Annotated in this window: 30 protein-coding genes; 15 read left to right on the top strand and 15 right to left on the bottom strand. The window is 68.1% G+C overall.

Going from position 1 to position 26,580, the window contains the following annotated elements:
* Positions 1-8 precede the first annotated feature (8 nt).
* From BN976_RS30190 to BN976_RS30180, 3 genes are read left to right on the top strand one after another with little or no spacing between them, the layout of a single operon-like run.
* On the top strand, positions 9-1,613 hold the full coding sequence (locus tag BN976_RS30190; protein WP_036377068.1) for an FMN-binding glutamate synthase family protein: 1,605 nt from the start codon (positions 9-11) through the stop codon (positions 1,611-1,613).
* Positions 1,614-1,626: 13 nt separating this feature from the next.
* On the top strand, positions 1,627-1,980 hold the full coding sequence (locus BN976_RS30185) for a YidH family protein (RefSeq protein ID WP_011782962.1): 354 nt from the start codon (positions 1,627-1,629) through the stop codon (positions 1,978-1,980).
* A gap of 1 nt (position 1,981) precedes the next feature.
* Positions 1,982-2,320, top strand: coding sequence for a DUF202 domain-containing protein (locus BN976_RS30180; RefSeq protein WP_011782961.1), 339 nt, complete (start codon positions 1,982-1,984; stop codon positions 2,318-2,320).
* A gap of 20 nt (positions 2,321-2,340) precedes the next feature.
* Here the strand turns inward: BN976_RS30180 and BN976_RS30175 are convergent, their stop codons facing one another.
* Both BN976_RS30175 and BN976_RS30170 read right to left on the bottom strand, forming a co-directional pair.
* A complete protein-coding gene (locus BN976_RS30175) occupies positions 2,341-3,372 on the bottom strand; it encodes a fused (3R)-hydroxyacyl-ACP dehydratase subunits HadA/HadB (protein ID WP_036377065.1) in 1,032 nt (343 codons plus the stop codon).
* A gap of 105 nt (positions 3,373-3,477) precedes the next feature.
* Positions 3,478-4,224, bottom strand: a complete 747-nt coding sequence (locus BN976_RS30170; RefSeq protein WP_011782959.1) for a 3-oxoacyl-ACP reductase family protein — start codon at positions 4,222-4,224, stop codon at positions 3,478-3,480.
* Between the two features lie 116 nt (positions 4,225-4,340).
* On the opposite strand from BN976_RS30170, the gene BN976_RS30165 reads away from it, so the two are divergent.
* Complete coding sequence (locus BN976_RS30165) at positions 4,341-4,907, top strand: TetR/AcrR family transcriptional regulator (protein WP_036377063.1); 567 nt, start codon at positions 4,341-4,343, stop codon at positions 4,905-4,907.
* A gap of 9 nt (positions 4,908-4,916) precedes the next feature.
* A complete protein-coding gene (locus BN976_RS30160; protein WP_036377060.1) occupies positions 4,917-6,563 on the top strand; it encodes an ABC-F family ATP-binding cassette domain-containing protein in 1,647 nt (548 codons plus the stop codon).
* 95 nt (positions 6,564-6,658) lie between these two features.
* Here BN976_RS30160 and BN976_RS30155 read toward each other — a convergent pair whose 3' ends face one another.
* From BN976_RS30155 to BN976_RS30145, 3 genes are read right to left on the bottom strand one after another with little or no spacing between them, the layout of a single operon-like run.
* Positions 6,659-7,090, bottom strand: coding sequence for a nitroreductase family deazaflavin-dependent oxidoreductase (locus tag BN976_RS30155; RefSeq protein WP_036377058.1), 432 nt, complete (start codon positions 7,088-7,090; stop codon positions 6,659-6,661).
* Between the two features lie 39 nt (positions 7,091-7,129).
* Entirely contained in the window at positions 7,130-8,485 is a 1,356-nt protein-coding gene (locus BN976_RS30150) for an MFS transporter (protein WP_049778170.1), read from the bottom strand.
* A gap of 46 nt (positions 8,486-8,531) precedes the next feature.
* Positions 8,532-10,121 carry a threonine/serine exporter family protein gene (locus tag BN976_RS30145; protein ID WP_036377053.1) on the bottom strand — a complete coding sequence of 530 codons (1,590 nt, stop codon included), beginning with the start codon at positions 10,119-10,121 and terminating at the stop codon, positions 8,532-8,534.
* Positions 10,122-10,293: 172 nt separating this feature from the next.
* On the opposite strand from BN976_RS30145, the gene BN976_RS30140 reads away from it, so the two are divergent.
* Entirely contained in the window at positions 10,294-11,289 is a 996-nt protein-coding gene (locus BN976_RS30140) for a glycoside hydrolase family 6 protein (protein ID WP_084182471.1), read from the top strand.
* A gap of 12 nt (positions 11,290-11,301) precedes the next feature.
* Positions 11,302-12,150, top strand: coding sequence for a class I SAM-dependent methyltransferase (locus BN976_RS30135; RefSeq protein ID WP_036377051.1), 849 nt, complete (start codon positions 11,302-11,304; stop codon positions 12,148-12,150).
* Here the strand turns inward: BN976_RS30135 and BN976_RS30130 are convergent.
* From BN976_RS30130 to BN976_RS30110, 6 genes are all read right to left on the bottom strand, one after another.
* Complete coding sequence (locus BN976_RS30130; protein ID WP_036377048.1) at positions 12,140-13,492, bottom strand: MBL fold metallo-hydrolase; 1,353 nt, start codon at positions 13,490-13,492, stop codon at positions 12,140-12,142. The two genes, BN976_RS30135 and BN976_RS30130, sit on opposite strands and share 11 nt — an antisense overlap.
* Positions 13,493-13,508: 16 nt before the next feature.
* Positions 13,509-14,282 (bottom strand): sulfite exporter TauE/SafE family protein, encoded by a 774-nt coding sequence (locus BN976_RS30125; RefSeq protein ID WP_011782950.1) that lies wholly within the window; start codon positions 14,280-14,282, stop codon positions 13,509-13,511.
* Positions 14,283-14,301: 19 nt separating this feature from the next.
* On the bottom strand, positions 14,302-14,466 hold the full coding sequence (locus tag BN976_RS34145; RefSeq protein WP_011782949.1) for a DUF8730 family Cys-rich protein: 165 nt from the start codon (positions 14,464-14,466) through the stop codon (positions 14,302-14,304).
* 173 nt (positions 14,467-14,639) lie between these two features.
* Positions 14,640-15,122, bottom strand: a complete 483-nt coding sequence (locus BN976_RS30120; protein ID WP_036377044.1) for a hotdog fold domain-containing protein — start codon at positions 15,120-15,122, stop codon at positions 14,640-14,642.
* A gap of 12 nt (positions 15,123-15,134) precedes the next feature.
* Positions 15,135-15,737, bottom strand: coding sequence for a TetR/AcrR family transcriptional regulator (locus BN976_RS30115; protein WP_036377041.1), 603 nt, complete (start codon positions 15,735-15,737; stop codon positions 15,135-15,137).
* Positions 15,738-15,831: 94 nt separating this feature from the next.
* Positions 15,832-16,629 carry a TspO-related membrane protein gene (locus BN976_RS30110; protein ID WP_036377038.1) on the bottom strand — a complete coding sequence of 266 codons (798 nt, stop codon included), beginning with the start codon at positions 16,627-16,629 and terminating at the stop codon, positions 15,832-15,834.
* Positions 16,630-16,731: 102 nt separating this feature from the next.
* Here BN976_RS30110 and BN976_RS30105 point away from each other — a divergent pair, with 102 nt between their 5' ends.
* Entirely contained in the window at positions 16,732-17,748 is a 1,017-nt protein-coding gene (locus tag BN976_RS30105; protein ID WP_036377035.1) for a GlxA family transcriptional regulator, read from the top strand.
* 2 nt (positions 17,749-17,750) lie between these two features.
* Here the strand turns inward: BN976_RS30105 and BN976_RS30100 are convergent, their stop codons facing one another.
* Positions 17,751-18,689, bottom strand: a complete 939-nt coding sequence (locus tag BN976_RS30100; protein WP_011782944.1) for a GlxA family transcriptional regulator — start codon at positions 18,687-18,689, stop codon at positions 17,751-17,753.
* A gap of 200 nt (positions 18,690-18,889) precedes the next feature.
* On the opposite strand from BN976_RS30100, the gene BN976_RS30095 reads away from it, so the two are divergent.
* Genes BN976_RS30095 through BN976_RS30075 form a run of 5 tightly spaced genes read left to right on the top strand, consistent with a single transcriptional unit; the run spans position 18,890 to position 21,768 of the window.
* Positions 18,890-19,414, top strand: a complete 525-nt coding sequence (locus BN976_RS30095) for a DUF1097 domain-containing protein (RefSeq protein WP_011782943.1) — start codon at positions 18,890-18,892, stop codon at positions 19,412-19,414.
* Positions 19,411-20,145 carry a nitrile hydratase subunit beta gene (gene nthB / locus BN976_RS30090; protein ID WP_011782942.1) on the top strand — a complete coding sequence of 245 codons (735 nt, stop codon included), beginning with the start codon at positions 19,411-19,413 and terminating at the stop codon, positions 20,143-20,145. Before BN976_RS30095 ends, nthB begins: the two co-directional genes overlap by 4 nt.
* Positions 20,142-20,762: a nitrile hydratase subunit alpha gene (gene nthA / locus BN976_RS30085; protein WP_011782941.1), complete on the top strand. Its 621-nt coding sequence runs from the start codon at positions 20,142-20,144 to the stop codon at positions 20,760-20,762. Before nthB ends, nthA begins: the two co-directional genes overlap by 4 nt.
* On the top strand, positions 20,759-21,067 hold the full coding sequence (locus BN976_RS30080; RefSeq protein ID WP_011782940.1) for a nitrile hydratase accessory protein: 309 nt from the start codon (positions 20,759-20,761) through the stop codon (positions 21,065-21,067). The genes nthA and BN976_RS30080 overlap by 4 nt, the downstream gene beginning before the upstream one ends.
* A gap of 23 nt (positions 21,068-21,090) precedes the next feature.
* The gene (locus tag BN976_RS30075; RefSeq protein WP_036377032.1) at positions 21,091-21,768 is read left to right on the top strand and encodes an energy-coupling factor ABC transporter permease; all 678 of its coding nucleotides are present in this window, start codon (positions 21,091-21,093) and stop codon (positions 21,766-21,768) included.
* A 1-nt stretch (position 21,769) separates the two neighbouring features.
* On the opposite strand, the gene BN976_RS30070 is transcribed toward BN976_RS30075, so the two are convergent.
* Positions 21,770-23,239, bottom strand: a complete 1,470-nt coding sequence (locus BN976_RS30070) for an amidase (RefSeq protein ID WP_036377029.1) — start codon at positions 23,237-23,239, stop codon at positions 21,770-21,772.
* Between the two features lie 246 nt (positions 23,240-23,485).
* Between BN976_RS30070 and BN976_RS30065 the strand changes: the two genes are divergently transcribed.
* A complete protein-coding gene (locus BN976_RS30065; protein WP_011782937.1) occupies positions 23,486-24,847 on the top strand; it encodes a hypothetical protein in 1,362 nt (453 codons plus the stop codon).
* 78 nt (positions 24,848-24,925) lie between these two features.
* Here BN976_RS30065 and BN976_RS30060 read toward each other — a convergent pair whose 3' ends face one another.
* A complete protein-coding gene (locus BN976_RS30060) occupies positions 24,926-25,396 on the bottom strand; it encodes a hypothetical protein (RefSeq protein WP_036377026.1) in 471 nt (156 codons plus the stop codon).
* A 190-nt stretch (positions 25,397-25,586) separates the two neighbouring features.
* Here BN976_RS30060 and BN976_RS30055 point away from each other — a divergent pair, with 190 nt between their 5' ends.
* Positions 25,587-26,411 carry an LLM class F420-dependent oxidoreductase gene (locus BN976_RS30055; protein WP_036377023.1) on the top strand — a complete coding sequence of 275 codons (825 nt, stop codon included), beginning with the start codon at positions 25,587-25,589 and terminating at the stop codon, positions 26,409-26,411.
* An 18-nt stretch (positions 26,412-26,429) separates the two neighbouring features.
* On the opposite strand, the gene BN976_RS34140 is transcribed toward BN976_RS30055, so the two are convergent.
* Positions 26,430-26,573 (bottom strand): hypothetical protein, encoded by a 144-nt coding sequence (locus tag BN976_RS34140; RefSeq protein WP_165804729.1) that lies wholly within the window; start codon positions 26,571-26,573, stop codon positions 26,430-26,432.
* Between the last annotated feature and the right edge of the window lie 7 nt (positions 26,574-26,580).

The following is a 26,580-nucleotide window of genomic DNA, read 5'->3' as shown; positions in this document are numbered from 1 at the left end:
TGGGCCGCATGAAGAAGCGGACGCTCGCCGCGCTGGCTCCCACCGCCGCGCTCGCCGGCATGGCGCTGCAGGACCTGCTGCAGAAGGAGCACGCCCTCCGCCACAACTTCCCGGTCATCGCGCGGATGAGGTACCTGCTGGAGTCGATCGGCCCCGAGTTGCGCCAGTACATCATCACCAGCAACGATTCCGAGCGGCCGTTCAGCCGCGACCAGAGGCGCTGGGTGTACACCTCGGCGAAGAAGGAGAACAACTACTTCTCGTTCGGCACCGACAATGACACCGAGAACGCCGCGTACCCGATCATCAAGCAGGCGACATTCTCCGACGTGGTGCCCGCCTCCCCGATCCACGGCCGCGACATCGAGGTGCCGGGCGCGAAGGTGCTCGGCGGACCCCGCGGACGCCGGCACGCCTTCCGTCCGGCATCTGTGGTCAACGTGTCGGCGATGTCGTTCGGCTCGCTCAGCCCCCAGGCGATCGAGGCGATCAACAAGGGCGCCAAGATCGCCGACTTCTGGCACAACACCGGCGAGGGCGGCCTGTCGGACCACCACCGTCAGGGCGGCGACCTGGTGTACCAGATCGGCACCGGCTACTTCGGCTGCCGCGACGAGCACGGCAACTTCGACCTGGACCGCCTGGTCGACGTCGTCGGCTCCGGCCCGGTGCGCGCCATCGAGATCAAGCTGAGCCAGGGCGCCAAACCGGGTCTGGGCGGGCACCTTCCGGGCGCGAAGGTGAACGCGGAGATCGCCCGCATCCGCGGCGTCGAGCAGGGCAAGGACGTCGCGAGCCCCTCCCGGCACACCGCGTTCCGCGACGTCGACGAGATGCTCGACCTGGTGGAACGGATCGCGGACGCCACCGGCCTGCCCGTCGGCATCAAGTCCGCGGTGGGGGAGTTGGACTTCTGGCAGACGCTGGCCGACCGGATGGACGACGACGGTCAGCGCGGGGTGGACTTCATCACGATCGACGGAGGAGAGGGCGGCACAGGTGCTGCGCCGCTGGTCTTCGCCGACCACGTGTCGTTCCCGTTCCGGATGGGCTTCGCCCGGGTCTACGGGCTGTTCGCCGAGCGCGGCCTGACCGACCGTGTCACGTGGATCGGGTCGGCCAAGCTCGGCCTGCCCGCCAACGCGATCGTGGCCTTCGCTCTAGGGGTGGACCTGATCAACGTGGCGCGGGAGGCGATGTTCGCGATCGGCTGCATCCAGGCCCAGAAGTGCCACACCGATCGCTGCCCGACCGGCGTCGCCACACAGAACGAGTGGCTCGCGCGCGGGCTGGATCCGGAACAGAAGTCACACCGACTGGCCAACTACGTCATGACCCTGCGGCGCGACCTGTTGAAGGTTTCGGAGGCGGCCGGCGTGCGCCACCCGGCCATGCTGAGCCCGAAGCACGTGGAGATTCTCGATGGCGACCGCGGTCACCGGCCGCTCGCCGATGTGTACGGCTACCAGGAATGGTGGGGCACCCCGGGCCCGGAGATCGTCGACGAGATCGACGCGTACATGCGCCGTTACGACGACCTACCCGGCACGCACGAGGTCGTCGAGCATGAACCGCTGAAGGTGGCGGCGGAGCCGAACCAGGCGACGGAATGAGAGGTCGTCGACGATGAGTGCAGGCGAGGAAGAACCGGACTATCGCTTCACGTTGGCCAACGAGCGGACCTTCCTGGCGTGGATCCGCACAGCGCTGGCGCTGATCGCCGGTGGGATCGCCGTCGTGCAGTTCGTGCCGTCCTTCGGCATTCCCGGTGTGCGGCACGGCCTCAGCGTGGCGCTGACCGCCGGCGGCGGGGTGCTTGCCGCGTTGGCAGTGCGGCGCTGGCAGCGCGTCCAGGCCGCGATGCGCCGCGACGAGGATCTGCCTCCCACTCACGTTCCGTTGCTGCTCGGCGGCGCGATCTTCGTGGTCACCATGGTGGTGCTGGTGGTGCTGCTCGTCTGGCCGCCGTCCGGGCAGTGAGATGCCACGCCGCGAACCCACCAAGCCGGGTCTGCCCGCAGAGCGCACCCTGTTGTCCTGGGAGAGAAGCTCTTTCGGCTTCCTGGTAGGCGGTGCGCTGGTGCTGCTGCGGCAACACGGACCACTCGGGCAATGGCGGGCAGTGTTGGCGATCACCGCGGCGCTGCTCGCGCTGCTGGTCCTCGCGCTGGGCTACCGACGCTCGCGGCAGATCACGGACAGCCCGGTCATCGCGGGCCGGATAATCACATCAGCCCCGCACACGGAGGTACTGGTGATCGGCGCCGCGACGCTGGGCTTCGCGACAGTGGTCGTCGCGGCACTGCTGTTCGCCCTGTGACGTTGGGCTGCTGAGTCCTGTCAGCGGAAGCGGAGGTTCACCGTCGCCAGGCCGAAGATCTTCTTGCCTGCCGACTTCGCCCCGACGATGACCACGCCGGAGCGGGTCTCGGGATCCAGGGACTTGATCTTGCCGCTGTACTCGATGTCGGCGCCTTCCTTGGCCGACACGACCGCGGGCTGGGAGAGCCGCACCGTGTAGCGGGTGACCGCGCCGGGGTCACCCGACCACGCCGAGACGAACCCTGCACCCAGGCCCATCGTGAGCATCCCGTGGGCGATCACGTCGGGCAGCCCCGCAAGCTTGGCGATGTCCTCGTCCCAGTGGATCGGGTTGGCGTCGCCGGCGACCCCGGCGTAGTTCACCAGATCGCCGCGGGACAACCGGGTGTGATGGGCCGGCAGTGCGTCGCCGACCTTCACATCGTCGAAGGACGCGGTACCGGGCGTGCGGGTCAGCGTGCCCTCGGAGATCCGGATCTCGTGCCCGGGACGCACCGTCTTCTCGTAGTCGGCGTCGGATCCTCCGATGTCGAGGATGTTCATGTCGTGCATCATCGCGTTCTGCACGGCCACCTTGACGCCCGCGTCGATGTCCTCGGCGGTGACACCGACGACGGTGGTGTGCAGGGTGTGCACCCGCTCGCCGTGGGTGTCGGTGAAGGTGTTGGTGACGGTGATGAAGTCCCGGCCGGCGGTCCGGCGCACCGAGGTCAGTTCGACGTCGATGACCAACTCGTCGCCGGCGACGATCGGGCGGTGCTGCTCGAACACCTCCTCGGTCTGCAGATAGGTGTCGTAGCCGACGACGATCTCTTCGAACATGCGGCGATTGCACTGCATACCCGGCGCGGACGTGAACGTCAGCGGCGCGACCACGTCCGAATACCCCAGCTCGGCCGCGGCGGCAACGTCCCAGTGCGCGGGGTGATAGTCCTGCACCGCGCGGGCGTACTCACGGACCTTCTCACGGCCGACGAGGTAGGTGCCTGCCATCTGGTAGTGGTGGCCGACCCGTGCTTCGAGGGGCGACGTCTGTGCTGTTGCAGTCATAGGTGAGCTCAACTCTTCCGCCGGCTGGTCATGGAGGCCGACCACAGCACACTAACGCGCGGAGGTCGGGCGGCCACAAGCCGAAGCGGGCACCCCTTGCGGCCCTCAGACGGTGAAACCGCCGTCGACGTTCAGGTGCGCACCGGTGATGTACCCCGACTCCGGGCCCGCAAGGAAGCTCACCAGGGAGGCGACATCGCTGGTGTGTCCGTAGCGGCCCTGCGCGACCACCTGCTTCAGGCTCTCGGCGAAGGCACCGTCGTCGGGATTGGCATCGGTGTCGATCGGGCCCGGTTGAACGTTGTTGACGGTGATGCCGCGGGGTCCGAGGTCGCGGGCCAGTCCCCGTGTGAACGAGGACACCGCGCCCTTGGTCATGCCGTACACCGACAGTCCGGGGCCGGGTATCCGGTCGGCGTTGATGCTGCCGATGTTGATGATCCGCGCGCCCTCGCTCAGGTACCTGATCGCGCTGCGCACCGCCCAGTACACGCCGCCGATGTTGATCGCGACAAGCCGATCGAACTCCTCAGCCGGGAAGTCGTCGATCGGTGCGATGTGCGCGACGGCCGAGTTGTTCACCAGGATGTCCAGGCCGCCGAGTTCGGCGACGGTCTGCTCGACGGCGTCCGCAACCTGTGTCGGGTCGGCGGAATCGGCCCTGATCGCCACCGCTTCACCTCCGCTCGCGGCCACTTCGGCGACGACCTTCTCCGCGTGCGCCGCCGACGCGGCGTAGGTGAAGGCCACGGCGGCGCCGTCGGCGGCGAGTCGCCGCACGATCTCCGCGCCGATTCCGCGCGACCCTCCGGTGACCAGTGCTCGTTTTCCGGCAAGTGGTGCTGTGCTCATCAGTGGACCTCCCACATAATTTCGAACCGGAGTGTTACTTAGTATGCTCAGCTCAAGCGGCGGATCGCCGGCGGCATTCCCGACGTGACCGGCATCACAGAAAGGAGGCGTGGCACATGGCAGTCGGGAGGCCGCGCGAATTCGACCCCGAGTCCGTCGAGCAGGAAGCGATGAAGCTGTTCTGGGAACGCGGCTTCGACGGCGTGTCCATCTCGGACATCACGGCGGCGACGGGCGTCAACCGGCGCAGCATCTATGCCGAGTTCGGGTCCAAGGAGAAGCTCTTCGAACGGGCCACGCTGCGCTACCTCGCCGGACCGGGCGGCTACCTCACCGAAGCGCTGACCCAACCGACGGCCCGCGCCGCCGCCGAGGCGATGGTGCACGGCGCGGCGGACACGGTGAGCGGGGATCCGCACGGTTGCCTGACGGTCGGGAATGCCCCGGGGCTGTCCGAGTTACGTGAATCCACCGTGCAGCGGATCGCCGAACGGTTCGATGCGGCGGTGGCCGACGGCGAACTGCCGGCCGTGGACACCATGGTGCTGGCGCGCTGGATCGCCGCCGTCTGCCAGGGCCTCGCCGTCCAGGCCCGCAGCGGGGCCGGCCGCGCCGAGCTGCACGCCGTGGCGGATCTCGCCCTGGCGGGTTGGCCGAAGCCACCCCACCGAGCGGTGGTGTGAGATGGAGGCATGACTGCAACGCTCGTCGCGAAGAACGTGGCAGGCGGGTTCGCCCATCGCACGCTCTTCGAAGGTGTCGACCTGACCGTCGCCCCGGGCGACGTGGTCGGTGTCGTCGGCGCCAACGGCGCGGGCAAGAGCACGCTGCTGCGGATCCTGGCCGGCGAGCTGGAGCCCCTCGACGGATCGGTCGCCGTGGCACCGGCCGACGCGTTCGTCGGGTGGTTGCCCCAGGAGCACGAACGCGTCCCCGGGGAGACGGTCGCCGCCTACGTCGCCCGCCGTACCGGGTGCGCCGAAGCCACCCGCGCCATGGACGCTGCCGCCGCGACCCTGGACGACGCGGGTTACGGGGCCGACGCCTACTCCGCCGCCCTGGACCACTGGCTGGCCACCGGCGCCGCGGACCTCGACGAGCGGTTGCCGGCCGTGCTCGCCGACCTCGGCTTGGACTCCGATGCGGTGCGGCCGGATTCGACGCCGATGACGGCGCTATCGGGCGGGCAGGCCGCGCGGGTGGGGCTGGCCGCCCTGCTGCTGTCGCGGTTCGACATCGTCCTGCTCGACGAGCCGACCAACGACCTCGACCTCGACGGGCTGGCCCGGTTGGAGCGCTTCGTCTCCGAGCTTCGCGGTGGGGTGGTGCTGGTCAGCCACGACCGGGAGTTCCTGGCCCGCACCGTGACTCGCGTGCTGGAACTGGACTTGGCGCAGAACACCACCACCGTGTTCGGCGGCGGGTATGAGAGCTATCTCGAAGAACGCGCGGTCAACCGCCGGCATCGGCGCGAGCAGTACGAGGAGTTCGCCGACAAGAAGGCCGACCTGGTGGCACGCGCTCGCGTGCAACGGGAATGGTCCAGCCAGGGGACTCGCAACGCGATCCGCAAGGCTCCCGACAACGACAAGATCCGTCGGCGGGCGGCCACCGAGTCCAGCGAGAAGCAGGCGCAGAAGGTGCGCCAGATGGAGAGCCGGATCGCGCGGCTGGAGGAAGTCGAGGAGCCCCGAAAGGAGTGGACGCTGCAGTTCACCATCGGGGAGGCGCCGCGGTCGAGTGCGGTGGTCGCGACGCTCGACAACGCCGTTGTGCGCCAAGGCGATTTCGTGTTGGGCCCGGTGGCGTTACAGGTGGACGCCGGCGAGCGGATCGGAATCACCGGGCCCAACGGCGCGGGGAAATCGACCCTGTTGCGGTTGCTGTTGGGTCGCCTGCTGCCCGACGAGGGCCGTGCGAGCATGGGGGCGAGCGTCGAGATCGGTGAAATCGACCAGGCCCGTGCCTATTTCACCGGCCCCGAACGGCTTCTCGACCGCTTTGAGCAGCGGGTGCCGGAATGGCCGACCGCCGACGTGCGAACGCTGTTGGCGAAGTTCGGTCTCGGTGCCGACCATGTGGAGCGTGCCGTCGACGAGCTCTCGCCCGGCGAGCGCACGCGCGCCGGGCTGGCGCTGCTGCAGGCCTGCGGCACCAATGTGCTGGTGCTCGACGAGCCGACCAACCACCTCGACCTGCCCGCCATCGAGCAACTCGAACAGGCCCTCGAAAGCTATGACGGTGCGCTGCTGCTGGTGACCCATGACCGCAGGATGTTGCAGAACGTCCGGTTGGACCGGTCGTGGCGGGTCGAAAACGGTCAGGTCACCGAGCTGTAGCCGCGGGCCCGGCTTTCCCGCGGAACAGCATTCCTGGCTGCGACTCAACCCCTCGGCACAGCCGTGGCTTCACGCTCGCGGGTACGACCCCGGGCCTACTCGGCTTTTTCGACGAGGAAGACGGGGATCTGTCGCGAGGTCTTGGTCTGGTACTCGGCGTACGGCGGGTACGCCGCGACCGCCAGCTCCCACCAGTGCTGCCGTTCGTCACCGTCGAGCTCGCGGGCCACACCCTCGGTGACCTCGTCGCCGTCCTGCACGGTCACCGCCGGGTTGGCCTTGACGTTGAAGTACCAACTCGGGTGCCTCGGGTCGCCGCCCTTGGACGCGACCATCGCGTAGCGGCCGTTCTCCTCGACGCGCATCAGCGGCACGTACCGCTTCTTGCCGGACTGCGCACCCGTCGTGGTGAACAGGACGACCGGCCGGTCGAGTATCTCGACGCCGTCGGTGGTGCCCTGCTCCAGGATGCGTTGGGTCTGGTCGCGGACCCAGTCGGTGGGACTCAACTCTGCTTGCTCGCTCACCCTGCCTCCAACTGTTACGAGCCGACCAGGTATTCCAGGTCAGGCGTTCTGCTTCTCGAACGGCACCGGATCCGCCGCCTCCTCCGTGCCGGGCGTGACGGTGCCGCCGATCGGACAACGTGCGGTCTCGGGCACCTTGATCAGCGCGATGGCGCCGATGACGCACGCGCCCATCATGTAGTACGCCGGGAACAGCAGGTCGCCGGTTTCGCCGGTGAGCCACTGATTGATCGCCGGCGCGGTGCCGCCGAACAGCGACGTCGACACGTTGTAGGCGATGGCGAATCCGGCGTAGCGCACCTGGGTGGGGAACATCGCCGGGAACGTCGCCGAGATCGTCGCCAGCTGTGGCACGTAAAGCAGGCCGAGGACGGCGAAGCCGATCACCGCACCCCACAGGTTGGTGCCCATCAACAGGAACATCGGCACGCCGGCGACGAACAGGCCGATCAACGAGAACCACCACAGCGGTTTCCGTCCCACCCGATCGCTGAGCAGCCCGGCGAACGGGACGAAGACCATCATCGACAGCATGCCGATCACGGGCACGATCAGCGACTGGTCCGGTGACAGCCCGATCCTGTTCTCCAGGTACGTCGGCATGTAGGACAGCAGGGTGTAGTTCACGACGTTCAGCGCGACCACCAGTCCGCCGAGCTGCAGGATCGGTCGCCAGTACCGGCCCAGCAGGTCGCGGAACTGGGTGGTGGTCTCCGGTTCCGTCCCACCCTTCGCTTCGAGCTCCCGGAACACCGGGGTGTCCTCCAGCCGCGATCGCAGATAGAGACCGATCAGGCCGAGCGGCGCGGCCACCAGGAACGGCAGCCGCCAGCCCCACGCGTGCATCTGCTCGTCGCCCAGAACCAGCGAGCAACCCAGCATCAGCAACGCGCCCAGCGAGAACCCGCCGAGGGTGCCGAACTCGAGGAAACTGCCGAGCAGCCCGCGGCGCCTGTTCGGCGCGTACTCGGCCATGAACGTCGCGGCGCCGCCGTACTCACCGCCGGTCGAGAAGCCCTGGATCATCCGGAGCAGCACCAGCAGGAACGGCGCCCACATGCCGATCATGTCGTAGGTGGGCACCAGGGCCACGCAGAACGTGGCGCCGGCCATCAGCACGATGGTGATGGCCAGCACCCGCTTGCGGCCCAGACGGTCACCGAGCGGCCCCCAGACGAATCCGCCGAGCGGACGGACCAGGAACGAGACGGCGAACGTCATCAAGGCCAGCAGCGTCGCGTTCGCGGCGTCCCCGGGGAAGATCGCCGCGGAGATGTAGGAGACCCCGTAGGCGTAGATCCCGTAGTCGAACCATTCGGTCGCGTTGCCGATCGCCGATGCGGAGATGGCTTTCTTCAGGACTCCCGGCGGTGGGTCTTCGTGGGTGGTGGGCATACCCACGTTTCTGCTCACTATTTGCGGGATCTAAACGTCCCGGATGTCATCGCTCGCCGGTGGCGTCTCTTTCCGGGGCGGGATCTTCCCCGTTGGCCTCGGTCGCGACCTCGGACAACTCCGGTTCCAGCGCGACGCTCCACGACCGCTGATGTGGGCTGCGGCTCGATTGCTGATCTGCGGCGGGCCGGAGTGCCACCACGTTTCCCACGGCTCGTCGCAGCCCGGGCGGGCCTTCCACCCGCAGGAAGTCGCTGATCCGGCCGGCGCGGTATCGGAGTGGCGAGCCGGCCAGCTCGCCCATGACGACGCCGGCCCCGATCGCGAGCGCGGTGGCCGCGGCGGCCAGCGCCTGTGCCATGCCCGCGGCGAAATCCCGCTCCACGGCGAAGTAGAAGACCGCACGGAAGACGGCCATGCCCGGCAGCATCGGGGTGATCCCCGCGGTCGCCGTGACCAGCGCGGGCGCCTGTCGCCGGATCGAGATCAAGGTGGCCAGCAGGCCCACACCCACCGCTGCGGTGCCGGTCGCGACGACCTGGCCGACCCCGGCGCGGCCGAGGCCGATCAACACGGCTTCGGCCAGGCCGGCAGCGACTCCGGCGGTGAGCACGGATCGCCATTTGGCGTAGCTGGCGATGACAAGGCAGGCACCCGCCAGCGCCGCGCCGGAGACAGCGACGACGATCTGTCTGGGCGTGGTGGGCACCACGAAATACTCCGTCGCGTCGACGCGCAGCTGGATCTGGATCCCGGCCAGGGCGGCGATCTGCAGGCCGGCCAGGATACCCACCACGATGCCAAGCGTCAGGAACAGCACGTCACCGAGCCGGGCCACCGCGGTGAGCATGTAGCCGGTCAGCGCGTCCTGCACCGAGCCCACCAGGGTCATCCCGGCCAGCAGCATCACGATCCCGGTGGCGACCAGCGTGGTCGGCCCCTGCCCGGCGAACAGAAAGGCGGCGACGGCGACCAGCGTCGCGATCGAAGCCCCCGCCGCCTGCTGAAAGAACAATGGTGTGCCGACGCGGTTCAACAACCGGCCGCTGCGGTCGATCAGGACTGAGGTTCCCGCGGCCAGGATGCAGGTCAGCCAGGTGCCACCGAGCAACATCGCGATGCCGAGGGCGAAGCCGGCCCATCCTGCGGTCGCGATCCAGCGCGGGTAGGGGTGCGGTTGTTCGCTCAACTCGTCCATCGCCTCGTGCGCCTCGTCCACCGACACCCCGCCGGAGGTGATCCGCCGGACCAACCGGTCAAGGTCGGCGAGCCGCGTGTAGTCGGTCGAGCGCGCCTGCACTGCCCGCACGATGGTGACCGGAGGGCTGTCCGCCGTGGGCAGCGCCGACACGAAGATGGTGGTGACGAAGACGTCGACCACGCAGTCGGTGAGCTGGTAGGCCTGCGCCACGTCCTGAGCGGTCGCGACGACGTCCGCGGTGCCCGAGCCGGATGACAGCATCACCTCGGCGAGCCGGATGGTCAGATCGAGAACCTTGCGGGTGTGCCGTTCGCTCAGCCCGCCGGAAGTGCGCCGGCGCTGCCCGGCGCCCGACGCGGGATCGCGGCGCCCCTTCAGCGCGAAGTGCAACGCGCGCCGGCGTCGAGCCATGCCGTCTGACCGATCCGAACCCATCACTGCACACGATACTGAGTCACCCCGCGCAATCGGCCGCTCCTCGGCCGTCGGTCACCCGCAGCAGGAGATCGCATGCAGGGCAGCATGATTCGGTGTACAGCTTGGGCCGCGGCGGTGGTCCGGAATCGGTGACTGGCACTTGTTCGGCAGCACCGCTAAGTTTCCTCAGGTGACGTTCTCAGCTGCAGGTGTAATCGCGCGCTGGATCACCCCGTGTCTGGCCGTGGCGGCGGTGGCCGCCACCGGGGTGGTCGCCGAACCCGGGCCCGTCCCGACCGCTCCCGTCGTGCGGCTGGCCGGCGAGGCGAACCCGCTGGTCGGGCTGCCGTTCTACGTGAACCCGCAGTCGAAGGGCATGCGGGCCGCGCAGGGCAACCCGGATCCGCTGCTGTCCGCCGTGGTGAACACGCCGACCGCGTACTGGATGGACCACATCTCCACCCCGGCCGTGGACACGAAGTACATCCAGACCGCGCAGGCCGCGGGCACCATCCCGGTGCTGGCGCTCTACGGCATCCCCAACCGCGACTGCGGCAGCTACGCCGCGGGCGGATTCGGGTCGGCAGGCGCTTACCGGGCCTGGATCGACGGCGTCGCCGCCGCGATCGGCCCCGGCCGCGCCGCGGTCATCCTCGAACCCGACGCGCTGGCCATGATCGACTGCCTGTCGCCCGGCCAGCAGCAGGAACGCCTCGAGCTGATCGGCTACGCCGTCGACACGCTGAGCCGCAACCCGGGCACGGCGGTCTACGTCGACGCCGGACACCCACGTTGGGTGGCCGCCGACGTGATGGCCAACCGGCTCAACCAGGTCGGTGTCGCCAAGGCCCGCGGGTTCAGCCTCAACACCGCGAACTTCTTCACCACCGAGGAGTCGACGGGCTACGGCGCCGCGATCTCCGGGATGACCGGCGGCAAGCCCTTCGTAATCGACACGTCGCGCAACGGCGCCGGACCGGTCGAGGGTGACGACCTCTACTGGTGCAACCCGAGCGGGCGGGCGCTGGGTGCACGGCCCACCACCGACACCGGCAACCCGCAGGTCGACGCGTTCCTGTGGGTGAAGCGTCCCGGTGAGTCCGACGGCGCCTGCCGCGGTTTCCCGAGTGCGGGCACCTTCATGAGCCAGAACGCCATCGACCTGGCCCGCAACGCCGGCTGGTAGGCGCGCGAACCGATGGAAGAACCCGCCACCCCGGTGTCGAACGTCTCGGACACCGCGCGCTGGGTGGCGGTGTACCGGGCCATCGAATCAGCAAGGGCTGACGCAGTTTTCGACGACCCGTTCGCCGATCGGCTCGCCGGTGAGCGCGGACGTGAGATCGTGGCGACCGTCCCCCGGATGATGCGTTCGGGCTGGTGGATGGTCGCACGCACCAGAACCATCGACGACATCCTGATGGACGCCATCGGTGCCGGCTGCGACCGGGTCCTCAACCTGGCGGCTGGGCTCGACACCCGGCCGTACAGGCTGCCACTGCCCGCCGAGTTCAGTTGGGTGGAAGCGGATCTGCCGGCATTGATCGCCGAGAAGGAGCAACTACTCGCCGGCGAGTCACCGCGGTGCCAGTTGACGAGACACCCCGTCGACCTCTCCGACCCGGTCGCCCGGGACCGGTTCCTGGACGAAGCACTGTCGGGGGCTGTCAAAGCCCTCGTGCTGACCGAGGGTCTGCTGATGTACCTCGACCCCTCCGACGTGGACGACCTGTCGCGGGCACTGGTCCGTCCCGAGGTCGCGTGGTGGATGCTGGACCTGGCCGGGCCGGGGCTGAAGAAGTGGATGAACGACAACACCGGCGGCCTGCTGCGCAACGCACCGTTCAAGTTCGCACCGGCCGACGGCGTCGGCTATTTCGAGCATCTCGGTTGGCGCACATGCGAGATCGAATCCGTCTTCGTCGTCGCCCGCCGACTGCGTCGGTTGCCGTGGCTGCTCCGATTGGTCGCGTGGCTGCCGCAGCCCGACCCGCATCGGCCACCCGCGGACAGGCCGTGGAGTGCGGTCGTACGTCTCACCCGCTGACGGTGAGTCCCAGCTTCACGGCGTTGTCGAAGTCGTCATCGATCAGAACGACGGAGATTCCGGCGCGGTCGAGGTAGGACGCCGCGATCGACGAGCGGTAACCGGATGCACAGTGCACCCACACCGGACTGGCCGGCACATCGTCAAGGCGCTGCGGTAGCTCGTGCAACGGGATGCTGACCGCGCCCGGAATGTGCTCCTGGTCAAACTCGTTGGTCTGCCGCACGTCGAGGACGGCCACCGCCGTGGTCTTGCGCTCTCGGGCCAACCGGGCGAAGTCGCCGACCTCGTAACTTCCCAGGGGTGCTTCGGCGCGCAGCGTGTCGACGTCTCCGGTCGCCGAACCGGTGAGTCGGTCCACCCCGATCCGCACCAGTTCCCGCTTGGCCTCCGCGATCTGGTCGGGCGACTCGCCGATCAGTGTCACCGGTGCACCCCACTCGTAGAGCCAACCGAAATAGCTGACGAAGGATCCGGACAGTTCGAACCCCAGGGTGCCCTGCAGATGCCCCGCGGCGAACGCGGTGCGGTTGCGCAGGTCGACGACCCACTCACCGGCCTCGATCCGGCGGCGCAGCTCGGCGGGGTCGATCGGCGCGGGCGGCGTCAGGTCCACCGGGGCCGGTCCTTCGCGGTTGATGACGCCCATGTGCGCGTAGTAGGTCGGATACGCCGACAGGCCCGCCAGAAGTTCGTCGACGTAGCTCTGCTCGTCCTGGGTGAGCGCCGGATTGGATTGCCGCTGTTCGCCGATGGTCGATTCGTCACCGGAAGCCGGTGTGGCCGAACAGAAGCTGCCGAAACCGTGTGTCGGATAGACCGGCGTGTCGGTGGGCAGCGTATCGGCGAGTCGGCGTACCGAGTGGAATTGCGCGTGGGTGAGTTCCTCGGTGTCCTCGGCCGCGACGAGGTCGGTGCGGCCGGTGGTGCCGAACAGCATCGAGCCGCCGGTGAACACGCCGTGCACGGCGCCGGTGTCGTCGCGCAGCACGTAGCTGACGTGGTGGTGGGTGTGGCCGGGGGTGTGCAGCACCTCGAACCGCATCGGCCCGGCGTCGATGACATCACCGTCGGTCACCGCCCGGTGGGGGTAGCCGATGCCGTCGACGGCGGGTACCACGTATTCGGCACCGACGGTGCGGGACAACTCCAGTCCGCCGGTGACGTAGTCGTTGTGCAGGTGGGTCTCCAACACATGGGTGATCCGGGTGGCGCGCTCGTCGGCCAGTGCGAGCACGCGGTCGATGTCGCGCTGCGGGTCGATCACCACGGCGCTGCCACCGTGGCTGATCAGATAGCTGCGGTCTCCGAGTCCTGAGGTTTCGATGATCGAGATGTCCATGTCTGCTCCTTTGCTGTCAGCGGAAGATGATGGTGTCGACGAGCACGTACGCGGCGACGGCGAAGACGAGGTAGGCGAACCAGCGCTGCAGGCGGTCGGTGTCGACCTTGGTGCCGAAGTGCCCGGCCACCAGTGAGGTGGCCATCGCGGCGCCCACGAATGCCGCGGTGATGCTCCAGTTGCCGCCGACCGCGTCGAGATGCGAGACGAGGCCGGCGAGTGAGTTGGCGACGATGATCAGCAGCGAAGTGCCTATCGCCGTGGACATTTCGATCCCGAGTACCACGACGAGCGCCGGGATGATGAGGAATCCGCCGCCCACACCGAACAGCCCGGTCAGCACGCCGACCAGCAGGCCCGCGCCGATCGACCGGGGTGCGCAGCGCCGCCAGTCGACCTGCCCGCCGCGGATCTCGCACGCGGTGCCGGTGTGACCCTGGTCTGCCAGCATGCGGATGCCGGCGACCACCATCACCACCGCGAACCCGATCATCAGCACCGGTTCGGGCAGGTGCCTGCTGACGGCGCTGCCTGCGACGGTCGCCGGGATGCCGGCGGCGGCGAAGATGCCCGCCATCCGCCACCGCACCTGACCGGCGCGGATCCTGGGCAGCGCCCCGACGGCCGAGGCGGCGGCGACGACGATCAGCGAGATCGGAATCGCCTGACCGATGCTCAGTCCAGTCCCGTACACCAGCGCCGGGACCGCGAGGATCGACCCTCCGCCGCCGAGCAGCCCCAGCAGCACGCCGATCAGCGCACCGAGAGCCAGCCCTAGCGGCACCGCCATCGGCCTCCTCTACCCGCTTCTAGCGGCGCCAGAACCGACCTGCGGTCTTGCGGGGCGCCTCGGTCTCGCGCGCGCAGCTGCACCGCTGCGCGGCAGGCACCGACCGCATCACGTCGTCGACGTGCTGGCCGCACCCGTCCCAGGTGGTCTTGCCGCAGGACGGGCATTGGACGGCGTAACACATGTGAATCTCCCTCCATACCGATTCGGATACCCCACTCGGTATCTTTCTACAGTACCCCAGGGGGTATTTATTCCGTCGCGGTTCGCCGACTCTGCTCTGGGGTAAGCCTGGTGGGTCGCGCGGTGGAGGCGGCGGCAGTTCGAGAACTGCAGTATCTGTGGGGCGGCGGTGGCCTAGCGGCGCGGTGTGATCCGCATCGTGATGCGCGCGGTGACGAAGATGTTGCCGCTCTCGTCGCTGACATCGACGGGCACGGTCAGATCGATTGGCTCAGAACCGAATTCGGGGATCGAGTCGAGGTGCGCGATCGCAGTGACGGCGGTCCTGGCCTGGGCCTTGTACTCGACGGTCATCCCGACGGGGATCCAGCGATGGGTGGAGGGGATGGTGGCGTCGGTCATCATCCCGCCGGCCAGCTCGGCCATGTTGCACGATGCGATGGCGTGGAAGGTACCGAGGTGGTTGTGTACGCCGCGCCGGTTGGGGGCCGTGACGCGGCAGTAGCCCGGACGCAGCTCCTCGATGGCGGGGTGGATGGTGCGGAAGTACGGAGCCTTGAGGCACACGGCCCGGCTGAACATCCATGTGCCGAGCGGCAGGTGCTGCAGTCGGTTCCAGATCTTGAGGTTGGCGCTGGGGGTGGTCTCCGTTTGCATGATGATGTTCCTTCAGTGAGCGGGTGTGTTTCTCGAGGTCGGCGGCGTGAGTGCCAGGACCGCACGCACGGCGGCGGTCAGTCGGTCTCGGGCCGCCGGGTCCGGTGGATGCTGCCCACGAAGCAGCAGTGCGGTGGGCAGATCGACCACGCAGGCGCGGATCGCGGCGACCGCGTGCCGGTCGCGACGGCGCCACATGTGCTCGGCGAGTTCGATGAAGAGGCCGGCGAGTTCACCGTCGAGGCCGCGCAGGTCGTCGGCGAGTTCATCGGAAACGTCGCGCGCGCCGAGAAGCTCGTTGCGGGGTAGCGCGAGCAGATACATCGCGGTGGCGGGATGGCCGTCCAGGAACGTCGCCGGGCATTGGGCTGCGGCGACCACCGCCTCGACCGCAGTCTCCGGTGTGACGCCGTCGGCGAGCGCCCGCGCCACGGCGGACCGCTGCTCGCTGAGGAAGCGTCGGGCCGCACGCAGCCACACCTGGCCGAGCAGGCCACCGCGTGATCCGAACGCGTGATAGATCGCCCCGTTGGAGATCGCCGTGCGCTGCGAGAGCGCGCGGGTCGTGACGGCGCGGGGCCCGGCGTCCGCGGCCAGCTGTTCAACCGCGTCCATCAGGTGATCGAGGTCGATGACTCGAGGTCGGGGCACCGGGCAACGGTAACAGAGCGCTCGCTCTGTAATTGCTGGGCCCACCCGGCCGGGGGACTCAGACGACGTCGCGCAGCCGTGGTCGTCGTGCGACGAAAATCAGCGACAACCCCAGTGCCGCCGCCCCCGCCAGCGCTGCGATCAGGATCGGCGCGGTGTCGTGCAGGCGTACCGCGATGCCGACCAACGCCCAGATGAGCACCACCGCATACGCGATGTCTCGGTGACCGAGACCCATCGTCAATCCGAGGGCTGTAGCCACCACCACCATGATCACGCCCCAGGTCGGCTCGGACAGACCGAATCCGGACCAACCGGCGTCGTCGAGGGTGATCGTCGCGTTGGCGATGGTCGCCACCGAGATCCAGCCCAGGTAGACCCGGAACGGGATATGCACGGTCCAGCGCTCCACGGTCGACAGCGCCGGCCGCGCCGCCTGCACGCGGTAGATCACGATCAGTGTGCCCAGCAGCACGACCATCAGCAGCATGCTCAGCGGGAAGAGGTTGTAGTGCCAGGCGAACAGCCAGGAGCAGTTCGCCAGCGCGGTCAGCAGATAGAGGGGAGCGATCGCTCGGGCCGCGCCGCTGTCCCGGCGTCCCCGGGCCAGCGCCAGGCTCAGATAGACGCTGTAGGCGATCAACCCGGCGTAGATGACGCTCCAGATCGCGAAGACGTAGCCGGCCGGGACGAAGTAGACCTCGAAGCGGCGGGTGACATCGCCGGTGGTCTGCCCGTTGATCGGTAACCCGTTGGCCAGATAGTTGACCATCAGGGTGGCCGCGGTTCCCAGGCTGACGGCGAGCGGAAGCAGCAACGTCGGGATCGATCGGCGGTCGACCGCGGGGCCGGCCATCAGGTGCTCCTCCTGCTCGGGGCGCCAACTTGCAATCCTGCGGTAACAGAAACCCACTACATTGAACCCGCGCTCAGGGGGTCAGGGAAAGGGCAGCAGGACGTGGCCGAGAACTCCCGGACGGTGGTGTTCGCTCTCTACAACAAGGTGACGCTGCAGGACGTCGCCGCGCCGCTGGAGATCTTCGCCCGGGCCAACGATTTCGGCGCCCGCTACACCGTGCTCCTGGCCTCACCCACGGGCGGGACCGTGGGCACCACCGCGTACGCGCAGCTGAACGCGGACCTGCCGCTGTCCGAGGTTCCCGAGTCGATCGACACGCTTCTCGTCCCCGGCGGAGTGCCCGCCGACTTCAACTTCACGCCCGGCATCCATGACATCCCCGAAGAGCCGACGCCGGATTCGGTACCCGATGCAATGGCCATGGTGCGTGAGCTCGCGCCGCGGGCCCGCAGGGTGGCGTCGGTGTGTACCGGCGCGTTCGTGCTCGCCGCGCTCGGGCTGCTCGACAACCGCCGGGCGACCACGCACTGGGCGCACTGCCAGACGCTGGCCCGCACCTATCCGAAGGTGATGGTCGATCCGGACTCGCTGTTCGTGCAGGACGGTCCGTTCATCACCGGTGCGGGTATCACTGCCGGTATCGACCTGGCGCTTGCGCTCGTCGAGAGCGACTACGGCCCTGCTGTGGCGCGACGGGTCGCGCGCTGGATGGTTGTGTTTCTCCAGCGGCCGGGCGGACAGGCCCAGTTCAGCGTCTGGGCCGAAGCGACACTGCCGGCGACGGGAGGTCTGCGCGCGGTGGTGGACTCGGTGGTCGCCGACCCCGGCGCCGACCATTCCATCGCGGCCATGGCTGCGCGCGCCGCCGTCAGTGAACGGCACCTGGTGCGCATGTTCCGGGAACAGGTCGGGATGACGCCGGCCCGGTTCGTCGAGCAGGCCCGGCTGGAAGCCGCCAAAGTCCTTCTGGCCACGGGGGACAAGGGTCAGGACGCGGTGGCGCGGCGGGCGGGGTTCGGGACACCGGACACGATGCGGCGCACCTTCCGCCGCAATCTCGGGATCTCGCCGAGCACGTACCGGAGCCGGTTCCGCACCACCGGCATCGACCGGTAGAGCTACGCGGGTGTCCGCCGCGCGATGAGGTGGTCGCGGACCCGCGCGCCGGACCGTAAGCCGCTGCGCTGCGCCGCGGCGTGGAAGGACTCGCCCGCAAGCACCAGAGCGACAGCGTTCTCCAGGCGGACCTCGTTGACGTATTCCCGCAACGTCACACCGACCTGGGCCTTGAACAGCCGGGCAAGGTGGCGCGGGCTGAGCCCGAGCTGCGCGGCGACCGTCTCGAGTTCGTAGTGTCCGGCCGGGTTGACGACGACCGTGGCCATCAGCCGTTCGAGTTCGGGATGCTTCGGGCGCGGTGTGCGTGCCGCGGCTGAGATCTGCGGGTGGCCTTCCATTCGTCTGCCGAGCACCACCATTTCCTTCGAGATCTCCTGCGCCACAGCGGCTCCGAAGTCGTCACCGACCAGTGCCAGGGCGAGGTCGATGCCCGCTGTACCGCCGGACGATGTCCAGGTCTCACCGTCACGGGTGTAGACCGACTCGCGTTCGACGCGTGTCGACGGATACCGGCGGGCGAACGTGTCCAGGTGCCGCCAGTGGGTGGTGGCGCGCCGTCCGTCGAGCACACCGGCCGCGGCCAGTGCGAACGAACCTGCGCAGATCGAGGCGATCCGGCGCGCGCCCGGGGCCAGCGCGCGGATCGCGCGGCGCAGATGCGCGGGAACCCCGCCGGCGACCAGACATTCGCCGCCCGGCACCAGCAGGGTGTCCACCTCCGAGGCTGCCACCGAGGCCGGTGCCGCATCGATGGACAGCCCCGAGGAACACCGCACGGACGTGGCGCCCGAACTCGAGTAAAGGCCGATCGAGTAGCGGCAGCCGAGTGCCTGCGCCACGTCGAAAACCTCCAGAGGTCCGGTCAGGTCGAGCGTCCGGACACCGTCGAACACCACCATCGCGATGTGCCGTGACCGGCCGTCGGTGGGGATGCTCATCGCGTCAGCGTGGCCGGTGCGGGGGCGGCGTGCGTGGCGATGTCCGAATTTGTCCACTACATGTCCGGGTCGGTCGGATGTCCTGTTCCGGAGCAAGGATGTCCATGTCGGTCGCCGGCCGAAAAACCCGCGTTACGTGCTGGAAACACCGTCAGATCAGGGTTATTCGCGAACAGGTCGATCAAACAAGGTGGAAATCTATGGATTCGCGGTCTGCGCTGACGCTGAGCATCGGTGTGCTCGGCGGGGTGGCGGTGGCGTTCACCGCCACCGTCGTCACCGTCCCCATCTGGGTGGTGTTCCTGGCATGGGCGTCGTTCTTCTTCGTCGGAGGCGGCCCCGCCGGCTGGGTGCGTTCGGTGTGCTCCAACCTCACGGGCGTCGTGATCGCCTGTGCGAGCCTGTATGTGGCTCATCTGTTGGGTGGCGGACTCACGTTCACCGCCATCGCCGTCGGTGTCGGCAGCGCGCTGATGGTTCAGGCCTCCTGGGTGGGGCTGCTGTCCACCACGCCCGCGGTGGTGGTCGGGTTCGCGTCGACGGTGTCTACGGTCGCCGGGACGGGGCAGCTGGTCACCGCGACCAGCATCTCCCACCCCGGCCTGGTGGCGGCGTGCGCCTGCGTGCTGGGCGCGACGTTCGGCATCGTCTCCGAGTACCTCGCGAACGTGATGACGAGAACGGCGCCGGCGGAGCGTCCCGACACGGAAGGTGCGACCGCATGAAACTGCAGCACAATCTCGGTGGCCTCGAAGGGCTGCCGCAGCCGCTCACCCTGGAGAAGAGGGTCTTCGTCGAGGAGTGGGAGAAGCGGATTTTCGGCATCCATGTCGCGATGATGGGGCTGAGCAACCATCTGGGGTCCGCGCTGCCGGAGTACCCGATCGCCGAGGTGCCGACCGCGTTCCGCGACGAATGGACCTGGGCGGATCTGCGGACCGGCGCGGAAGCCATGAACCCGTTCGACTACTTCAAGTTCCGCTATTACGAGAAGTGGCTCGGCGGCATCACGCAGTTCTTCATCGACAAGGGCTATGTGTCCGAGGACGAGCTCGCCGCCGCGGTCGGCGCCGCCGCCCCTTCGCCGGACGGCGCGGGCGACGCCATCGACGACCAGGTGATCGACTACCTACGTCGCGGCGACAGCCCACGCCGAGACGTCGCGCATCCGCGGTTCGCCGTCGGGCAGAAGGTGCGCATCACCGATGTGCCCGCCGGTGCGCACACCCGGCTGCCCGGCTATCTGCGCGCCAGGACCGGGACGGTGCAACGCATCTTCGAAGGAGACTACGGCTACTTCGTCGAAACCGGAGACGGCATCGGAGACCCGATGCCGATCTACATCGTGGAGTTCACGCCGCACGAACTCTGGGGTGTGCGCGCCGAACCGGGCGCCAACACCCTCTACGCCGAGCTTTTCGAGGCATACCTGCAACCCGTCGAGGAGAACCAGTGACAGACCAGTTCGCGTACCCGGCCGATCGGGAGAAGTCCAGCGCCGACCGCGTCGCCGCGCTCGAGCATCTGCTGATCGAAAAGGGCGTCATCACCGCTGCGACCGTCGAAAAGGTGTTGTCCTACTTCGAATCCGAGATGACACCGTTGAACGGCAAGAAGATCGTGGTGAAGGCGTGGACCGATCCGGACTTCGCGGCGCGGGTGGTCGACGACACCCCGGCCGCGCTGGCCGAACTGGACCTGCCGGAGGGCATGGCCGGGGCCGAGGGGGAACACCTGCAGGCCGTCGCCAACGTTCCCGGCGTGCACAACGTCGTCATCTGCACGTTGTGCTCGTGCTTCCCGTGGCCGGTGCTCGGGCTTCCGCCCTACTGGTACAAGGATCCGGTGTTCCGCGCGCGGGCCGCCCGCGAACCCCGGACGGTGCTCGCCGAGGTCGGTGTCGCCCTGCCGGAAGACACCGAGATCAAGGTGTGGGACTCCAGCGGACACTCACGGTGGTTCGTCATCCCGGAAAGACCCTCGGGTACCGAAGATCTCACCGACGCCGAACTGATGGACCTGGTCACCACCGAATCGATGATCGGTGTGGCGCTGGCAGGGCAGCCGGCATGACACTCCACAGCACCTGCACCACCGACCAGGCTGCCCCGTCCTTCGACCACGAGTGGCAACGCAGGGCGTTCGGCCTCGCGCTGGCACTGTCGGAGTTCGGGCACTACCCGTGGAGTGAATTCCAGCAGAGCCTGATCGACACGATCGGCGCCTGGGAGACCTCGACCGACCCCGGCCGCGGCGAATGGCAGTATTACGACCACTGGGTCTCGGCACTGGAACACGTTGTGAAACAGCGGGAACTGTTGACCAAGCCCCTTGCCACCGACGACGGCGACCACGCCGTCGCCGACGACCACCACTGACCCCCGAACAGAAAGGTACGACGATGCACATCGAGCCAGGAGTCGTCGACGGCGCGAAGATCGTCCTCAGTTATGCCACAGCCGCCGGCACCGGTGCCTACGCACTGAACGCGGCGTGGAAGCACATCAAGGAGCGCGGCGCGGGATCGCTGATGCTGGGATCCGCGGCGACCACCGCCCTGGTGCTGGTGTTCTTCCAGGTGTTCCCGCACTACCCGGTCGGAGTGTCCGAGGTCCACCTGATCCTGGGCTCCACGCTGTTCCTTCTGTTCGGGGCGGCACCCGCGGCCGTCGGACTCGCGCTGGGTCTCCTCGTCCAGGGCATGGCCTTCGCCCCCTTCGACCTGCCGCAGTACGGCATGAACATCACCACCCTGTTGGTGCCGCTGTTCGCGCTGCAGTACGTGGCGAACAGGACCATCGCGCCGAAAACCCGCTACGTCGACCTGAAATACCGTCAGGCGCTGACACTCTCGGCCACCTACCAGGCCGGCATCGTGTCCTGGGTGACGTTCTGGGCGCTCTACGGCGAAGGGTTCACCGCCGAAGCCGTCAGCAGCGTCGCGCTCTTCGGGGCGGCCTACCTGCTGGTGATCGTCGTCGAACCCCTCGCCGACCTCGGCGTGCTGGCCGCGGCGAAGAGCTTGGAGCGGTTCAAGAGCGGCGCCTGGTGGGAGCCGCGGCTGTTCAATCCGGCCTGACTCAGACCGGCGCGACGCGGTCCCGCCACGGCATCGCCTGCTCGAGTTGGGCGGCCAACCGGACGAGCAGCGATTCGCCACCCAACGGCGCGACGAACTGGACGCCCAGCGGCAGACCTTCCTCGGTCCAGTGCAGAGGAAGTGAAATCGCTGGGCGCCCAGTGATGTTCGCCAGTTGCGTGTAGGGCACCCAACCGAGGTTCTTGTCCACGATGTCGTCGACGATCTTGGTGAACCGCAACAGATGCGCGGTGCGGGTCTTGAGCAGTACGTCCGAGGCCTTCTGCAGCGCGACCGGAAGGTCGAACTCGCCGATGGCCGGCGGGGGAGTGGCGAGCGAGGGCGTCAGCAACAGGTCGTACGAGTCGAAGAACCTCGTCAGCCGACGGGTGTGGTCATGACGGCGCTGCACGGCATCGAGATAGTCCACGCTGCTCGTCGCCCGGCCGATGGCGGCCAGGATCAGCGTGTCGCGTTCGAAGGCGTCGTCGCCCGCACCCGTCAGCCGCTTGGCGTCGGCGAGCTCCCACGCCGTGTAGACGAACCAGGTGAGCAGGAACTCACGGGCCAGTGCGGCGTCGTCGAACGGGGCCTTCGGCAGCTCATCGACGTGGTGTCCGAGATCGGTGAGTGTGTGCACGGTCGCCTCGACGGCGGCGAACGCCTCGCGGTGCGGCACCGGGGTGATCGCGGTCGGAACCCGGACCCCGATGCGCAACCGGCCGGGGTCCTGTCCGACGCAGGAAGCGAACGGCGCGTTGGGCATTCCGGGGGTGAAGGGCCCCCAGGGTTCCCCGCCGCTGATGACGTCGAGCATCGCGGCGGTGTCACGGACGGTGCGCGACACGACGCCCTGCACCGCCGAGCCGTGCATCGACTCACCGAGTTCCGGTCCCATCGGAGTGAGTCCGCGGCCGGGCTTCAACCCGACCAACCCGCAACACGCCGCCGGGATACGGATCGACCCGCCACCGTCATTCGCTCCGGCACAGGGCACGATGCCGGCTGCGACGGCGGCCGCGGACCCGCCGGAGGAGCCGCCAGGAGTCCGGGTCACATCCCAGGGGTTGCGCGTCGGCCCCCAGGCGACCGGTTCGGTGATTCCCTTGGCGCCGAACTCGGGGGTGTTGGTCTTGCCGAAGATGACCACTCCCGCGTCGATCCAGCGCTGCACGATCGTCGAGTGCTCGGCCGCAGGCAGCGACATCAGCGCGCGCGACCCTCGCGAACTCGGTAGTCCCGCGTAATCCTGTGCCAGGTCCTTGATCAGGAACGGCACCCCGGCGAACGGGCCGTCGGCGGTACCGGCGGGTGCGGCGGGGACGTCGCGCACGATGGCGTTGATCCGCGGGTTCACCTGCGCGGCCCGCGCCTGCGCCAGGGCCAGCAGTTCGTCGGCGGTCACCTGTTTCTCGGCCACCAGCCGGGCCAGTCCGGTTGCGTCGTGAGAGCGGTACTCCTGGAAATCCACGCCCCGACCGTAGCGCCGTTCGGGGTCGCGCAGACCTCTACGGCGCTTTTTTGACCATCGCGCAAAATCACCCCTCGCATGTCACCGGTGCTGAACATTGCGTATGCCGACACAAGGCCCGCTACAGCAAAAGTCAGCTAACAAGCGAACCTAACTGAGGGTAGGCAACCCTATTGATACTTAGGAAACCCTCAGCTAAGTTTCGAGCAGCCCAAGGGGGCCCATGACCAGTCCTAAGGAGTATTCGTGCAACAAGCACTTCCGGTCGCGTTCGGTGCAGCCACTCGGTCGCTTGACGTGAAGTCGGCTTCGCGAGTGAACAAGTACCTGGTGGCAGGCGCCGCCATGGTGTGCGCCGGCGCCATCGCGGTGAACCCCGTCGCGCCGACGAACTCCATGCCGGACATCCGGCAGGCCGCGGTGCAGCTCACCGCCTCGACGAACCCGGTGTTGGAGAACCCGCTGCTGGTGTGGCAGAACGTCTTCACCAACTCGTTCACGCAGGCCGGCGCCATCGGCACCGCGCTGTGGAACAACCCGTTCCCGATCCTGAACCAGATCGGCGAGAACCAGGTCGGCCATCTCAAGACGATCTGGGGTATGACGGCGGCGGAGGCGGGCACCCGTCGCGGCACCGGCCTCGTGGGCGCCGCAGAGGGCGTGCAGCGCTCGCTGACCAACCTTCCGGTGCGACTGCAGGCAGCCGGCGAGTTCCTCGCCGCCGGGCAGTTCACCGAGGCGCTGGTCGAGCTCAACACCTGGGCGCTGGTCGCCATGGAGAATCTGGCCTTCCCGCTGACGTCGCTCCTGACCATCCCCAAGGCGATGTTCGACGCCGTCGGTCGGGTCTACGACTCGCTGATCACCCGCGGCAACATCATCACGATCTCCAAGGGCCTGATGTCGCCGCCGATCACCGCGTTCTTCGCGGCGATGAACGTGGCCGACACCGTGTTCGCGTCGGTGAAGGAGGGCAACCTCAAGGATGCGTTCACCGCGCTGGTCAACGCTCCGGGTTTGATCACCGGCGCCTTCCTCAACGGGTACAAGCCGTACTTCGGCCACGACGAGGAAGGCAACCCGATCTACAGCCCGGAGAACTTCCCCGGTCTGTTCTCCGCCGGTGGCACGCTCGACGCGCTGTTCGTCAAGCTCCCGCAGACCATCGCCGCCGCGCTGAAGAAGCCGGTCGTTCCCGCCGTCACGTCCACGTCCACGCCGGCAACCTCCGCGCTGGTGACCCTGGATGTGCCGGGCGCAACGCCCGTAGAGGTGACTCCGGTGTCGTCCACCACCGAGCAGACGCCGGAGACCGACCCCGCGGCCGGTGCGGTGGCCGACGAGGAGACCGAGGTTCCCGCCGAGTCCGAGGCAACGCCGGAGGTCGAGGACCCCACCGATCCGGTGGTGGACGAGACCACTGACGACGTTGTCGATGACGAGATCGCCGACGAGATCGAGGACACCACCGAGACCGAGGGAGTGGACGCGGGCGCAGCGGATGAGGACGCCGCCGACGACGCGGACGATGCGGGCGCTGACGGCGAGTCGAGCGCCGCGGACACGTCCGCCGACTCGGATGCGGGTTCTGACACCGACTCCGAGTGACGAGGTGAGTTATCGGCCCCCTGCGTCAGCGGGGGGCCGATTCTCGTCGGCCGGGCAGGTACCCCGTCGCGGCGGACGTCAACCCAGCCGGACCGGCGTGCGCGGACGCGCGCAGCTGACGAAAGTGGGCGCAGGGGTGGCGGCTTCGTGCCGCAGCCGGTGGTCCTCGCGGACCACTCGCCGGCGCAGCACCCGCTCATCGCGCCTGGACACCGAGCGGGCGTGCCGGGCCAGCATGTCGAGTTGCTGCCAGCTGAGACCGTCGAGATCTCCGTCGCCGTCATGGGTGGCGACGACGACGCCCCCGCGCAGCAGCGGAACGGTCTTTGCGGTGAAGTCGGTTGTCGCCAAGAGCAATTCGGTGGCGAACTGGTTGGTGCGGCGTTGACATCCGCGGGCGGACGGGCTGAACCAGAAGTCGAACTGGTTGTCGGCACTGGTCAGGCAGTGCAGGCCCTGGTCCTGGATGAGGTGGTCGATGTCGGCCTTGGTGTACGCGCGGGTCTCATACACGGCGCCGTTGGCGCTGAAATACAGGACGGTGTTCATGGCGATGGTCCATTCGTTTCTTTCTCTGATGTTGTGGAGAGCGCCGACGTCTGAGCGCTGTGACTGAAGTTACCCATGTGACTGAGGAGGCAAACTTGGATATCGATCCGGATACAGGTGGTTTGACCGCCGGGGAATAGCCTTCTTTCGGCGGGACGTCGCCCGCGCCTGAACCACCGGAGGAGCGCAGATGAAATTCGGTATCGCCACGTTCGTCAACGACACCACCATCGACCCGGTTTCGCTGGCACGGGCGGTCGAGGACCGGGGCTTCGGCTCGCTGGCGGTCGCCGAGCACACGCACATCCCGGCGAGCCGGGAGTCGGCGTATCCGCTGGGCGGCGAACTGCCGTCGATCTACTACCGGACGCTGGACCCCTTCGTGACGTTGGCCGCGGCCGCCGCCGTCACCACCAGCATCGAGCTGGTCACCGGGATCGCGCTGCTGATCCAGCGTGATCCGATCATCACGGCGAAAGAGGCCGCGAGCATCGACCTGATATCGAACGGCCGCTTCGTTTTCGGTGTGGGGGCCGGCTGGAACCTGGAGGAGCTACGCCATCACGGCACCGATCCGAAGACGCGGGGCGCGCTGCTGGACGAACGCATCGAGGCCATCAAGGCGCTGTGGACCGCCGAACCCGCCGAATATCACGGCAAATATGTGGATTTCGACGCGTCGTATCTGCGGCCCAAGCCGGTGCAGAAGCCGCATCCGCCGATTCTGATCGGTGGCGACTCCGATGCCACCGTCAAGCGGATCATCCGCCACGAGGCCGGCTGGATCTCCAACCCGCTGCCGGTGGACACCCTCAGGCGGCGGGTCGATCAGATCCGGGCGGGCGCCCGCCACGACGTCCCGCTGTCGATGTTCGGCACCCCGGTCAAACCCGAATACTGGCAAGCGGCCGAAGATCTCGGGTTCGGACAGCTGAACCTTCTGCTGCCGACCAAACCGCGGGACGAATCGCTGCGCCTGCTCGACGATTACGCCGAGCAGGTCGCGCGGTACTGAATCGAATCGAGGATTGCGTCAGTGCGCGCTGCGCTCGTAGCGCTGCGCGACCGCGACTAACTCGTCGCGAACCGTCGAGTGCGGCATCGCCGCGATCCGCGCGTACAGGCGCCGCCGATCACGAGCGACCTGGCGGGCGGCACGGTACTGCGCGAAAGACATGACGGGT

Origin of the sequence: Mycolicibacterium austroafricanum (genome assembly GCF_000612725.1) — a bacterium.
Classification (GTDB): domain Bacteria; phylum Actinomycetota; class Actinomycetes; order Mycobacteriales; family Mycobacteriaceae; genus Mycobacterium; species Mycobacterium austroafricanum.
This window is presented reverse-complemented; position numbering and strand designations above follow the sequence as displayed.